The organism is Nocardia sp. NPDC051463 (assembly GCF_040681975.1).
Taxonomy (GTDB): domain Bacteria; phylum Actinomycetota; class Actinomycetes; order Mycobacteriales; family Mycobacteriaceae; genus Nocardia.
In genome coordinates, this window is record NZ_JBFBAB010000022.1 from 44133 (window position 1) to 56768 (window position 12636).

Below are 12636 nucleotides of genomic sequence, written 5' to 3' on the forward strand. Positions count from 1 at the left end.
ACGCACCCCGATGCTCAGCCACCGAATGATCGCTGACGAGGGATAAATGTCACGCATCTGTTGCATCGGGAATACCTCCCGGAAAGAGCCTGGCGGGAGCCTAACAGCGTGGCCGCGGCCGCGCAGCCCAACCTGGACGATGGCCGGGTCACAGGGCAGGGCAGGATGGAGGACGGTCGTTATACCGCATCCGGACAAGGGAGCTCATTGTGGGACAGGTCAGCGCCAGCAGTTCGATCGCCGTCTCGGCGGATCCACAGCGCGCGCTCGAGGCCATGGCGGATTATGAGACGGTGCGTCCGCGCATCCTCTCCTCGCACTACAGCGACTACAAGGTCATCGAGGGCGGCAAGGGCGCCGGCACCGTGGCCGAGTGGACGTTGAAGGCCACCGAGAAGCGCACCCGCCATGTGCACGCCGTCGTCACGGTGTCGGATTCGATGGTGACCGAGCGTGATTCGAACTCGACGATGGTGAACACCTGGACGGTGACGCCCGACGGCTCTGGTTCGCAGATCACAGTGCGCACCTCGTGGAAGGGTGCGGGCGGCGTCGCGGGCATCTTCGAGGGGATCTTCGCACCCCTGGGACTGAAGAAGATTCAGGCCGAGGTGCTCGACAACCTGAAGCGCGAACTGGCCTGACACAACGCTCCGAGGCCCCTGCGAAAGCCGGGGCTTCGGTGTCGGTGGATCAGGCCGCGCCGATATCGAAGAGGTTGCCCTCCGGATCTGCCAGCGTCGCCCACTTCGCGCCGAACTCGTCGAAGTCGCCGATGCGCTCGGCGCCGAGGTCGATGGCCCGATCGATCTGCTCGCGCCAGTCGGCGGCGTGTAAGTCGAGATGGATCACATTCTTGCCCGGCGTCTTGTCCGGCACCTGGATGAACATCAGTACCGGCGACAGGCCGGAGCCTCTGCCGATCGTCGCGAACTGCGTGCTCGCCTCCGGATCCACCGGCTTGCCGAGTAATTCGGACCAGAAGGCCGCAAGTGCGGCGGCATCATGACAGTCGAAGGTGATGTGTCCGAGTGCGAGTGTCATCGACATTCTCCTGTAGCTAGAGCAGGCCGATAGGCCAGCAGACTTCGGTTCGATAGGCCTTGGGATCGTCGATCTGGTCGGGGCCGAGCACGTACAACTCACGGACGGGTTCGGCCAGTGCGTTGTCGTGCTCGGCGACATAGCTGCCCAGCGCGCCGTAGGTGCGGTCGAAATCATCGAACGATCCGTTGTGCACGGCGATCGCGAACCGGCGGGCGGGCAGTTCGATGAGTGCGAGTTCCTCGGGCAGCGTCATCCGCGTGCCTGCCGGGACAGGAACGAACGCGACGACCTCGCCCACCTCTTCGGCGAAGAACTCCATCGAGTAGGTGGCGCCGGCGACACCGGCGGGTGCCACCTTCGCCACCGCCAGCGTCTCGTAGAGCAGTGGAAAGGCCGATTCGCACCATGGGCCGACCGCGGACCTGGTGACCGTGTCGACGAACGCCAGCACCGGCACCGCTGCCATAGAACGGTATTCGACGACGAGCGGCGCGGCGGGTGTCAGCAGCGACCGCAATGAGGCGACCACGTCCTTGGTGCGCTGCAGTTCGGCCTCCATCCGCGCCAGGTGCGCGCGCAGCGCGGCGTTCCTCGTGTCCTGGTCGGAGGCGATGAGCACGGCCTTGATCTCGGGCAGCGGCATATCCAATTCGCGCAGCCGCCTGATCAAATGCGCCTGCGCGACCTGATCGGTCGAGTATCGCCGGTACCCGGAACCGGGATCGACCGCGACGGGCTCGATCAGCTCGATGTCGTGGTAGTACCTCAGCGTTTTCACGCTGAGGTACGTCAGCCGGGCGAACTCCCCGATGGAGACGGTCGCTGTCATGCCCTTCAGCGAACACCCTCCAGTGAAGGGAGAGTCAAGCGGCCCGGATCACCGCACCGGGTCGGGCATCGGCGCAGTGATGGTGGTGAGGTATTGGACGGCGGCCAGAATCGCGATCGGAGCGGAGACGAGCAATTGCCCGGCGACCGCGCCCAGCGCGCCGATCGCTACGACACCGCCGAGGCAGCCGGCGGCGGCGGCCGGGAGGAACGCGCCGAACAGCCCGATAACTGTCGCCGCCGCGACGGTGCCGGCCGCGACAGCACCGAGGACACAGCCGACTGCCGCGCCGCCGATGCTGCCCGCCATCGTGCCGACCATGGTTCCGGTAGCGATCGTGGTGATCATGCGGTTCCACGCCGCTTGTTCGCGCTGGTAGGGGGTCCGGAAGTCGGCGGTGTCGTCGAATGGGAGTGCGACAGGCCGGTAGACGGCCTTGTCCATGTCGAGGCGCGGGGTGAGGGTGGCGGTGTGGCCGTCGATCCGCGCGTCGATCGGGAAGACGAAATCATCTATACGGAAAGATAATTCGGCACCTGTGAGCACAGTTCGATCGGGCGCTCGAATGGTGAACAAACCCTCCTGCGCCGACATCTCGGCGTCGGTTTCCACGATGGCCGCGCCGTCGGCGACTCGAGCGGTGAAACCTAGTGGGCTGCCGGTGGTGTGATCGTCGGCGGTAGCTGCCGCCGGGATGCCCAGCAGCACGCTGGAGGCCACCGTGAGGGCGAGAACGGCATTCTTGAGTGTCATGGGTCGGTCCGTTCGGATGCTGAGGAACTGGGAAAGGGTGCTCGACAGCTCAGGTGAGGTCCGCGAGCGCGGCGACGACAGCAGCGGTGACCTGCTGCTGGCCCAGCTCGGTCAGATGGACACCGTCCTCGAGGTGGGTGTCGGGCGTCGGGGTTGTGCAGGAGAGCACATCGATCGTCGGCTCGGGCCGCTCGATGAGTAGCTGTGCGGTTGTCTCGAGATCCATGGCGGACCAGCTGATCTGCGCTCGTTCGAAGTGGGGAAAAGCGGAAACGCGCGCCTCGTCCACCGCCGTCGGGGTGAGCCAGATCCATTCGGCGGAAGTCAGCTGGGAGACGCGTTCGTACAGCCAGCCGAAGTTGCGTTCGGTTTCGGCGATGCTGACCAGTCGTGGTCCTTCCGGGCCGCCGATGCGCTGGGCGTCGTTGGCGCCGAGCTGGCACAGCACCCAGTCCGGCTTGTGAAATCCCAGTCCCGGTAGAGAACTCAGCGCCTGTGTCGTCGTGGATCCGGATACCGCCAGGTTCGTCAACCTGATCGCGTCGTTCGGCCGCCGGATCGCAAGCAGCTGCCGCAGGATCTCGAACCACGACAGCCGATCCGCCGTGCTGCTTTCGCCGATGGCGACTACGTGCTGTCCAGCGGTGAAGGGCAGTTGGTCGACCTGGGTCGCGATCGCGGGGTTTTCCAGCAGCGTCGCAGCGGTTCGGTGGGTGCGCGCGGTGAAATCGGCAGCGCGAGCCTGGTACGCGCCGACATCGAGGGTGAACAATCCGGCGATCTGCTCATCGCTGAGGCCGTTCAAATAGGGCAGCGACTTCGCGGGCTGTTGGAAACGCAGCAGTTTTTCGAGCATGTTGAGGTTCATGGGTGATTCTCCTATCGAATTCAGTTGCTGGACAAGGGATTAGGGCGACGGCCGATCAGGAAGCCGACTGCGATCAGCCAGGCCAGTCCGGTGAAACGAGAGATGGGCAGCAGGAAAGCGGCGACGGAGAAGGTCAGGACGAGCGTGCTCAGCAGTGAAGCCACCGCGATGGCCAGCCCGATCCGGATCATCCATGGGGCGAAAAGTCTTGCGGGCAGGGCTGTTAGCGCGATGCCCGCGATGAGCAGGCCGGTCGAAACCACGGTGCCGGGCCCGCCGACCAGGAAAGCGAGGTTGTGCAGCGCGCGGACCAATGCGGGTTCCGCGGTGACCCCTCGTACGGTCAGGACCCAGGTGACCAGGCCGGAAGATGCGAGGAAAGCCACCGCGAGCACTCCGCCCGCCAGCGCGAGGGTGACGCCGGGGGCTTGCCTGCCCAGCGCGCGCAGTCGGGCCGTGACCGTCGCGACATAGATCGTCAACGGGATCGTGCAGGCGAATTGCAATACCGCTCCGGTGCGCACCGCGTCCGGATAGGTGCGGAAGTACGTCAGTGCGTCGTCGGGCGAGCTGAACGGCGACGGGAACGGGTTTCCCGCCGCGCGCAACGTGCTGATGAGTAGCCCGGCGATGAACAACGCGGCGGTCATGGAGCCGAGCAGGCCGAGGGGCGGCTCGATCTCCCGCGGTGGTCGCAACGGTGAGTTGGTGGTGTGTGGTGCGGACACAGCTATCAATTCTCCTTGGTGAATCATTCAGTCGAGTGAACGATATCGGCATGGGTACGATAGCCCCGTGACCGAAGGTGAGCAAGTGCGGAGCGAGGACGGCGTGCGACGGCCGATGCGCGCGGTGTCGTTTCAGCTCGCTCAGCTCGGAGCGCATGCCACGCAGCGATTCGCCGAACGGATCGCCGACCTCGGGCTCACACCGCCGGATGTCGGACTACTGCGAATGATCGCCAGTGAACCGGGTCGCAGCCAGCGATCGCTGGCCGCGGAACTCGGGGTCGTGCCGAGCCGGGTGGTCACGCTGATCGACCAATTGGACGAGAAGGGCCTGGTCGAGCGGCGGCGCAGCGCGAAGGATCGCCGCAATCACGAGCTGTACCTCACCGGGGATGCCGAGCGGTTGCTCGGTCGCATGGCGCAACTGGCCATCGCGCACGAGGACGATCTGTGCGGCGTGCTCGACGACGACGAATACGAGCAACTCGCCACTCTGCTCAGGCGCATCGCCGGTCGGCAGGGATTGGCACCCGGCGTGCATCCCGGTTACAAAACCATGTCCGGCGGCGCGTCGGGCGGATGAGCGCCGAGGCGGGCCGAGCCGGATCTGCTCAGGGGGTAGCGAGGGCGAAGGTCAGCAGCAGTGTGGGCTGCGGGCCGCCGCGCCACCAGGAGTAGCCGAACCAGACGCCGGGGGTGACCTCGCGGATCTCGTCGTAGACGGGCGGGGTCGGGGACGGGGTGTAGTTCAACGCCCAGGTCGGCATTCCATCGGCAATGGCGGGCGCGGTGTACACGTCCGCGCGCCAGCCTTCGGTGCCCGCGCCGGCGATCCTGTTCATCAGGTAGTCGCCTCCGGGGGCGGTGTAAAAGGTCTTGCCGATCCAGATCGCGGGGACGATCGACTGGGCGTAGACAGGCTGCAGTACCCAGCCGTTCTTCATGCCCGCCGGGGCTTCCCCCGGGGCTGCGTCACGGAAAATGGCGTTCTGCTGGGCGAGCCCGCAGCGCGAACGCAGTGAAGCGATGGTTGCGGCGCGGTTGTCCGGATGGAGGACGCAGCCACCGCCGTAGTCTCGTGCCGCCACGACCGTGGAATCGTCGGTGCTGCCGAAGTCTGCCGAGGCGATGGGGGCGTGGGCTCCCAGGAAGGGGCTCGGAAGTCCGAGCGACAGCGTCAGTGCGCTCAGCAGCGCTCGGCTCGTATTCATCGTTATCTCCAGAACTCACCGCATCAGGTCTCCACCCCGTGTTCGAGGGTATGGCGGCGCTGCCAGTCGGTAACTGGGAACACCGGCAGTAGTGTCCAAGTCGAGATCTGCCGGTCGGTAGCTGTTCACGGAGTCGTGAGAGCGAAGGACAGCATCATTTCCGGCGGTGCGTCTTCGCGCCACCAGGAGTAGCCGAACCAGACGCCGGGTGTGATCTCGCGGATTTCGTCGTAGACCTGCGGTGTCGGCGACGGGGCGTAGTTCAGCGCCCAGGTCGGCTTGCCATCCAGAATCGCGGGCGCGGTGTAGACCTCGGCGCGCCAGACTTCGATGCCCGCGTTGGTGAGTCTGTTCATCAAGTAGCCGCCGTCGGGGCCGGTGTAGAAGGTCTTACCGACCCAGATGGCGGGCGCCCACGACCTGATACTCATCGGGCGGATCACCCAGCCGTTCGTCACACCCATGGGGACCGCGCCGCGTGGCGCGTCGCCGAAGATCGCATCCTGCTGTTCGGGGGAGCAGCGAAATCGCAGCGAATCTATCGTCGCCGCACGGTTCCCCGGATCGAGCAAGCATCCTGCGCCATAGTCGGAAACGCCATCTGCTCCGGAGTCCGCCGCTGCCGAGGAAATGCCCAACAAGCTGGCAAAACCCAGGAAAAGCGTGAGAACGCGGCGGGTGAGCGCTCGGTTTGTGTCCATGCTGACTCCGGACCTGTGACACCGGTTTCGGCTCACTTCGATGGTAGGCCGGTGACGATCTGCTGCCGATGGTCGGCAATCAATCCGTGACCAATCTTTGGTCGGTCGGGTTCGGGGCTGCCGATCATTCGCCGATGCCGATCGGGGGAATGATCGAATCGAGGCTAGGCTGGACGGCGATACTTTCCGCAGAGAGGAACAGCCGTGCAGCCCGGTGGTCAGTTCGACATGCAGCAATTACTCGCCCAGGCGCAGCAGATGCAGCAGGCGGTGATGGAGGCTCAGGCCGAGATCGCGGCGACCGAAGTCGAGGGTCAGGCGGGTGGTGGTCTGGTCACGGTGACGATCAAGGCCACCGGCGAGGTGCTTTCGCTGACCATCGACCCGAAGGTTGTCGACCCCGACGATGTCGAGGGATTGCAGGACCTGGTGATCGGTGCGGTCAACGACGCGATGGCCAACGCCCAGCAGATGGCCTCGCAGCGTCTGGGTCCGCTGGCGAGTGGCGGATCGCTGCCCGGTCTGCCGGACTTCTGATTCGGGGACGGAGCAGTTGTACGAGGGTCCGGTTCAGGATCTGATCGATGAGCTCGGCAAGCTGCCGGGCATCGGTCCTAAAAGCGCGCAGCGCATAGCCTTTCACTTTCTGCAGGTGGAGCCGCCGGAGATCGACCGGTTGCAGGCCGCCCTGCAGAAGGTGCGCGACGGCGTGCAGTTCTGCGTGGTCTGCGGCACGGTTTCCGACAACGAGATGTGCCGCATCTGCGCCGATCCGCGCCGCGACCGCACCATGATCTGCGTGGTGGAGGAGCCGAAGGACGTGCAGGCTATCGAGCGCACCCGCGAGTTCCGCGGCCGCTATCACGTGCTCGGTGGCGCACTCGATCCGCTCAGCGGCATCGGCCCCGACCAGCTGCGGATTCGGGAGCTGTTGGCGCGCATCGGAAACCAGGAGGACGGCATCGATGTCACCGAGGTGATCATCGCGACCGATCCGAACACCGAGGGCGAAGCGACGGCCACCTATCTGGTGCGGATGCTGCGCGATTTCCCCGGCCTCAGCGTGACCCGCCTCGCCTCCGGGCTGCCGATGGGCGGCGATCTGGAATTCGCGGACGAGTTGACGCTCGGTCGCGCGCTGTCGGGTCGTCGCGCGCTGTAGCCGATCGATTCGCGCGGGTTTTCGGGGGTTGCGCTGCGCCGGAGGCGGGTTACTGTGTCGGGGATGAGCATCGAATTTCTGCTGACCACGCTCGTCATCGTCGCCACTCCCGGCACCGGCGCGCTCTTCACGCTGGCCGCCGGGCTCTCTCGTGGCGCGCGGGCCAGTGCGATCGCGGCCTTCGGATGCACGCTCGGCATCATCCCGCACATGATCGCCGCGGTCACCGGTCTTGCCGCGCTGCTCAACGCCAGCGCGGTCGCGTTCCAGACGTTGAAATATCTCGGCGTCGCCTACCTGCTGTACATGGCGTGGAACACCTTCCGTGACAAGGGCGCACTCGCCGTGCCGGAGGACACGGCGAGTGCGCGCACCGCGCCGTCGGCACGTCGGGTGATCACCTCGGCGGTACTGATGAACATCCTCAATCCGAAGCTGACGATCTTCTTCTTCGCTTTTCTGCCCCAGTTCGTGCCGACCGGAGCACCGAATGCGCTGGTGCGCATGCTCGAACTGAGCGGCATCTTCATGCTCGCGACGTTCGTCGTATTCGCCGTGTACGGCGCGTGCGCCGCAGCCGTGCGCAACCACGTCATCTCCCGTCCGATCGTGGTCACCTGGATGCGGCGTGTCTTCGGCGCTTCCTTCATCGCTCTCGCGGGCCGCCTTGCCGTCCAAAATCAGTGAACCGCACGCCCCGCCACAACGGCGCTGATCGGGATCAGAGGTCGACTCGGGTCCAGGGCAGGGTGCGCAGGCGAGTGCGGTCGTCGGTGGCCCACTCCCAGATCAAGTCGGCGACGGTCGAGGCATCGGTGAGCGTGGTGCCGAAATGCTTGTTGGGCGCGCCGTCTCGGTACTCGACGGTGAACGTGCCCGATTCGTCGCGATAGGTCTGCATGTAGACCTGGTCGGCGCGTTCCACGATCAGGTAGGGGTTCGGCGGGGCGAGCTCGGAGACCCACAGCTGCGCGGTTGCTTTCGTGAGATACGGGAATTCGCCCGCACCGCCGTGGGTGACAGCGGCGGGAACGCTGCCCGCCGGATCGATCAGCCAGGCGAGTTGGGGGTCGTAGACCGCGTAGTTCAGCGGTGTCGCGAGCGCGAACAGCAACTGGCGGACATAGCCGATGGCGTCATAGGGGCAGGGCACGTGCAGCACCGCACCGGTGTCCGCGCCACCGACCGAGTCCGCGCCGAGGAAGTGGTCGTCCTCGGGTAGCTCGGCGTCGCGCCTGTTCAGCTCCGCCGCCAGCCGCGCGACCACATCCGTCTCGGCGAGACCCTGCTGGGTGGACAGGTAGGTGTCCACTTCTGCGAGCGTCGAAGCAGCACCGGACGGCAACAAGACGTGGTCGTAGTTCACCCGGACAGGGTACGGGGCGGCGATCACGGCCCAACCGCGCGTTCAGGCGGTGCGGCTGCCGGGGGTGGCCGGGTCGGTGCAGGCACAGCCCCCCGCGATATCGGCGCAGTCGACGACGAACGCGTGCCGGGCGTGGTCGAGATCGAAGCAGTCTTCGTCGGTGCATTCGGCGATCCGGGCAAGGTGGACGACGAGGGTGCCGTGGCAGTGGTCGACGGCGGATTCGCAGGACCGACAGGTGGGCGTACGCATGTGACCTCCAGACGAGATCGATTCGTCATTCGGTCATATCACCCGGGCAGGTGCGCCGGTGGGAGGTCGGCCGTGTGTCGCGCCACGGCATCGAGGACGCGACGCTGCGGACACTGGTGATGTCCCGCCAGATGCGCGCCACGGTGTGGTGAACTTGCTGCATGGGCATCAAGGTGTCACTCGAACACCGGACCGTCTACACCTTCGACCGGCTTGTGGAGATTCATCCCCACGTGGTTCGGCTGCGGCCCGCACCGCACTCCAGGACCAGAATCGACGCCTACTCGATGCGGGTGACGCCCGCCGACCACTTCTGCAACTGGCAGCAGGATGCCTTCGGTAATTTCCTTGCCAGGCTGGTTTTTCCGAATCCGGCCCTCGAGCTGTCGATCACCGTCGGGCTGATCGCCGATCTCGAGGTGATCAACCCGTTCGATTTCTTCATCGAGGACTACGCCGAGCACTTTCCGTTCGGCTACAGCAGGGAACTGGTTGCGGATCTGGAGCCGTACCTGCGACCGGTGGACGAGGCGGGACCGGACTCGGGGCCCGGCGAGTTGGTCCGCGACTGGGTGCGCACCCATGCGCCGAGCGATCAGCCTCGCACCATCGACTTCCTTGTCGCGATCAATCAGGCGCTGCGTCAGGACGTCGGCTACACGATCCGGATGGCACCGGGGGTGCAGTCACCCGACCACACGCTGCGCGCCGCGATCGGGTCGTGCCGCGATTCGGCCTGGCTACTGGTGTCCATCCTGCGCGAGCTCGGCCTGGCCGCTCGATTCGTCTCCGGATATCTGGTGCAGCTGGCCCAGGATGTCCCCGCACTCGACGGGCCGTCGGGCCCGCCCGCCGACTTCACCGACCTGCATGCGTGGACCGAGGCGTATCTGCCCGGCGCCGGCTGGGTCGGGCTCGACCCGACCTCGGGTCTTTTCGCAGGCGAAGGGCACATTCCGCTGGCCGCGACACCGCATCCGACTTCCTCGGCCGCGATCACCGGTGCGACCGGCCGGACCGAGGCGACCATGGATTTCGCCAATACCGTCCGGCGTGTCCATGAGGATCCCCGAGTCACGTTGCCCTACAACGGATCCCAGTGGGAGCGCATCACCGCCTCCGGTGCCGCGGTCGACGCGCGGATGACCGCGGGCAAGGTCGGGCTGACCATCGGCGGCGAGCCGACCTTCGTCTCGATCGATGACCAGACCAGCCCCGAATGGACCACCGATGCCGACGGCACGCACAAGCGCGAACGTGCGATCGATCTGGCCGATCGGCTGCGCCGGATCTATGCCCCGACCGGTCTCCTCCAGCACCGGCTCGGCAAGTGGTACCCCGGAGAACCGTTGCCCCGCTGGGAGATTGCCATCGCCTGGCGCGCCGACGGCGAGCCGGTGTGGACCCGCCCGGACCTGCTCATCGACCCGTGGTCGCCGCCGCGCGTGCTCGACTGGTCGCCCGAGGGCGCCGCGTCGGGCGTCGAGCCGATGGCCGAACACGCTGCACTGCACGATCATTCGGTCCGAATAGTCGACACTCCATCGGTGTTCGATGCGGGGCGGCCGGGTCGGTCCGCCGACCGCGCGGCAGTTCGGCGCACGCAGCGGCCGGTACCCGCCGCTCGAGATGCGGCACGTGCGCTGATCGCACATGTCGCCGCGAGCATCGGGCTGCCCGACACGCAGGTCCGGCCCGCCTTCGAGGATCCGCTGGCGCGGCTGGCCGGCACGCTCAGCGCGCCGGCCGGCGACCCGGTGGCGCAGGCCGAGGACATCGAACCGGATGCGGATTCGGCACCGGCGCGGCGCGCACTGCTCGCGAAACTCGATGCGTCGGTGACCGAACCCGCCGCGTACGTGCTGTCGCTGTATCGGCGCGAGGACGGCTCCGGATGGGCCAGCGCCGACTGGCGGTTGCGGCGCGGCGCGACGTCGAGGCGCCCCGAGGGGCGAATTGTATTGATCGACGGCGATTCTCCGGCCGGACTGCGGCTACCGCTGGATTCCATTTCCTGGCGCACACCACGGACGCCACCGGACCGCGACCCCCTGTTCGTCGGACCGCTGCGTCCCTCGCGAACCGAACCGCCCGCAGTGGTCGAAGATCCGGACTGGGAGCCGACCACCGCACTGGTCGGCGAGGTGCGCGACGGCAAGCTGCACGTATTCCTGCCGCCGCTGGAGGAACTCGACGACTTTCTCGATCTGGTGCGCCGGGTGGAGACGGCCGCGGCGGCGCTGGGCCCGTCCGGTCAGCCGGTGGTGCTGGAGGGTTACCCACCGCCGGTTGATGCGCGGCTGCGCACCCTGTCGGTGACTCCCGACCCCGGGGTGATCGAAGTGAACGTCCAGCCCACGGCGTCGTTCGCCGAGCAGTGCGCGCTGTTGTCGACGCTGTATGAGCAGGCGCGACTGGCGCGGCTGAGCACAGAATCGTTCGATGTCGACGGCAGCCACGGTGGTACCGGCGGCGGGAACCACATCACTCTCGGCGGCGTGACGCCCGCGCAGTCTCCACTGCTGCGCCGCCCCGACCTGTTGGTTTCCATGCTCACCTACTGGCAGCGGCATCCGGCGTTGTCATATCTGTTCGCGGGCCGGTTCGTCGGGCCGACCTCACAGGCTCCGCGGGTGGACGAGGGTCGCGAGGACGCGCTGTACGAGCTGGAGATCGCCTTTGCCGAAATAGCCAGGCTGAGTGGGGATTCCGCGCCGAAAGATATCTCCCCGTGGTACATCGATCGCGCGCTGCGTCATCTGCTCACCGACCTGACCGGCAACACCCACCGCGCCGAATTCTGCATCGACAAGCTCTACAGTCCTGAAACCGCAAGGGGCAGACTCGGATTGGTGGAGCTGCGCGGCTTCGAGATGCCGCCGCACTTTCAGATGGCGATGGTGCAATCGCTGTTGGTGCGCGGCCTGGTCGCCCGATTCTGGTCGCGGCCCTTGCATGCCGCGCTGATTCGGCACGGCGCGAATCTGCACGGCCGCTATCTGCTTCCGCATTTCTTGATGGCCGATATCGCCGAGGTCGCCGCGGACCTGCGTGCGCACGGCATCGATTTCGACACCAGCTGGCTGGACCCGTTCACCGAGTTCCGTTTCCCGCGCATCGGCACCGTGGTGCTCGGTGCGGTCGAGATCGAACTGCGCGGCGCGATCGAACCGTGGAACACCCTCGGCGAGCAGACCGCCGAGACCGGCACCGCCCGTTACGTCGACTCCTCGGTGGAGCGGCTGCAGGTGCGGGTGGTCGGTGCCGATCGCGGCCGTTTCGTGTTGACCTGCAACGGCATGCCGGTGCCTTTGCTCGCCACCGACAAGGCCGATGTGCAGGTGGCCGGTGTGCGCTACCGAGCATGGCAGCCGCCGAATGCGTTGCACCCCTCGATCACCGTCGACGCGCCGCTTTTTTTCGACCTGATCGATGCCGAGACCGGACTTTCGCGCGGCGGCTGCACCTACCACGTGGCACACCCGGGGGGCATGGCCTACGACGACCCTCCGGTGAATGCGGTGGCCGCGCAATCGCGCCGCAATCGGCGCTTCGAGGCGGCCGGGCACACAACCGCTCGGGTCGATCCGGGGGAGCTACGTGCGAAGATGACAGCGCAGTCCACTGATATCGGTGCGCCGGGCATTCTCGACCTACGCCGGGCCAGGACGGTATGGCGACTGGTCAGCGATCGGTAGGTCGACGGCGCGTCCATCCGG

Annotated in this window: 15 protein-coding genes; 6 read left to right on the forward strand and 9 right to left on the reverse strand. The window is 66.5% G+C overall.

All coding sequences use genetic code 11. The features are described 5' to 3' along the window. Positions 1–209: 209 nt before the first annotated feature. Positions 210–644: an SRPBCC family protein gene (locus AB0M74_RS25090; RefSeq protein ID WP_366528729.1), complete on the forward strand. Its 435-nt coding sequence runs from the start codon at positions 210–212 to the stop codon at positions 642–644. A gap of 49 nt (positions 645–693) precedes the next feature. On the opposite strand, the gene AB0M74_RS25095 is transcribed toward AB0M74_RS25090, so the two are convergent. From AB0M74_RS25095 to AB0M74_RS25115, 5 genes are read right to left on the reverse strand one after another with little or no spacing between them, the layout of a single operon-like run. Then, the gene (locus AB0M74_RS25095; protein WP_366528730.1) at positions 694–1044 is read right to left on the reverse strand and encodes a VOC family protein; all 351 of its coding nucleotides are present in this window, start codon (positions 1042–1044) and stop codon (positions 694–696) included. 16 nt (positions 1045–1060) lie between these two features. Beyond that, complete coding sequence (locus AB0M74_RS25100; protein WP_366528731.1) at positions 1061–1876, reverse strand: MerR family transcriptional regulator; 816 nt, start codon at positions 1874–1876, stop codon at positions 1061–1063. A gap of 48 nt (positions 1877–1924) precedes the next feature. After that, positions 1925–2629, reverse strand: a complete 705-nt coding sequence (locus AB0M74_RS25105; RefSeq protein WP_366528732.1) for a hypothetical protein — start codon at positions 2627–2629, stop codon at positions 1925–1927. Positions 2630–2678: 49 nt separating this feature from the next. Then, positions 2679–3497, reverse strand: a complete 819-nt coding sequence (locus AB0M74_RS25110) for an SGNH/GDSL hydrolase family protein (RefSeq protein ID WP_366528733.1) — start codon at positions 3495–3497, stop codon at positions 2679–2681. 20 nt (positions 3498–3517) lie between these two features. After that, positions 3518–4225 carry a hypothetical protein gene (locus tag AB0M74_RS25115; RefSeq protein ID WP_366528734.1) on the reverse strand — a complete coding sequence of 236 codons (708 nt, stop codon included), beginning with the start codon at positions 4223–4225 and terminating at the stop codon, positions 3518–3520. Between the two features lie 67 nt (positions 4226–4292). On the opposite strand from AB0M74_RS25115, the gene AB0M74_RS25120 reads away from it, so the two are divergent. Next, a complete protein-coding gene (locus AB0M74_RS25120) occupies positions 4293–4808 on the forward strand; it encodes a MarR family winged helix-turn-helix transcriptional regulator (protein ID WP_366528735.1) in 516 nt (171 codons plus the stop codon). A gap of 28 nt (positions 4809–4836) precedes the next feature. Here AB0M74_RS25120 and AB0M74_RS25125 read toward each other — a convergent pair whose 3' ends face one another. Together AB0M74_RS25125 and AB0M74_RS25130 are read right to left on the reverse strand one after the other, a co-directional pair. Next, a complete protein-coding gene (locus tag AB0M74_RS25125) occupies positions 4837–5436 on the reverse strand; it encodes a hypothetical protein (protein WP_366528736.1) in 600 nt (199 codons plus the stop codon). Between the two features lie 125 nt (positions 5437–5561). Then, entirely contained in the window at positions 5562–6137 is a 576-nt protein-coding gene (locus AB0M74_RS25130; RefSeq protein ID WP_366528737.1) for a hypothetical protein, read from the reverse strand. Positions 6138–6341: 204 nt separating this feature from the next. Here AB0M74_RS25130 and AB0M74_RS25135 point away from each other — a divergent pair, with 204 nt between their 5' ends. The 3 genes from AB0M74_RS25135 (at position 6342) to AB0M74_RS25145 (ending at position 7986) form a co-directional block, all read left to right on the forward strand. Then, positions 6342–6674 carry a YbaB/EbfC family nucleoid-associated protein gene (locus tag AB0M74_RS25135; RefSeq protein WP_366528738.1) on the forward strand — a complete coding sequence of 111 codons (333 nt, stop codon included), beginning with the start codon at positions 6342–6344 and terminating at the stop codon, positions 6672–6674. A 16-nt stretch (positions 6675–6690) separates the two neighbouring features. Beyond that, the gene (recR, locus tag AB0M74_RS25140) at positions 6691–7299 is read left to right on the forward strand and encodes a recombination mediator RecR (protein ID WP_328408274.1); all 609 of its coding nucleotides are present in this window, start codon (positions 6691–6693) and stop codon (positions 7297–7299) included. A gap of 63 nt (positions 7300–7362) precedes the next feature. Next, positions 7363–7986, forward strand: coding sequence for a LysE family translocator (locus AB0M74_RS25145; protein ID WP_366528739.1), 624 nt, complete (start codon positions 7363–7365; stop codon positions 7984–7986). Positions 7987–8020: 34 nt separating this feature from the next. Here the strand turns inward: AB0M74_RS25145 and AB0M74_RS25150 are convergent, their stop codons facing one another. Beyond that, a complete protein-coding gene (locus AB0M74_RS25150; protein ID WP_366528740.1) occupies positions 8021–8665 on the reverse strand; it encodes a hypothetical protein in 645 nt (214 codons plus the stop codon). 42 nt (positions 8666–8707) lie between these two features. Further along, entirely contained in the window at positions 8708–8917 is a 210-nt protein-coding gene (locus AB0M74_RS25155) for a hypothetical protein (protein WP_366528741.1), read from the reverse strand. Between the two features lie 161 nt (positions 8918–9078). Between AB0M74_RS25155 and AB0M74_RS25160 the strand changes: the two genes are divergently transcribed. Continuing rightward, on the forward strand, positions 9079–12615 hold the full coding sequence (locus AB0M74_RS25160) for a transglutaminase family protein (protein WP_366528742.1): 3537 nt from the start codon (positions 9079–9081) through the stop codon (positions 12613–12615). The last annotated feature ends 21 nt before the right edge of the window (positions 12616–12636 follow it).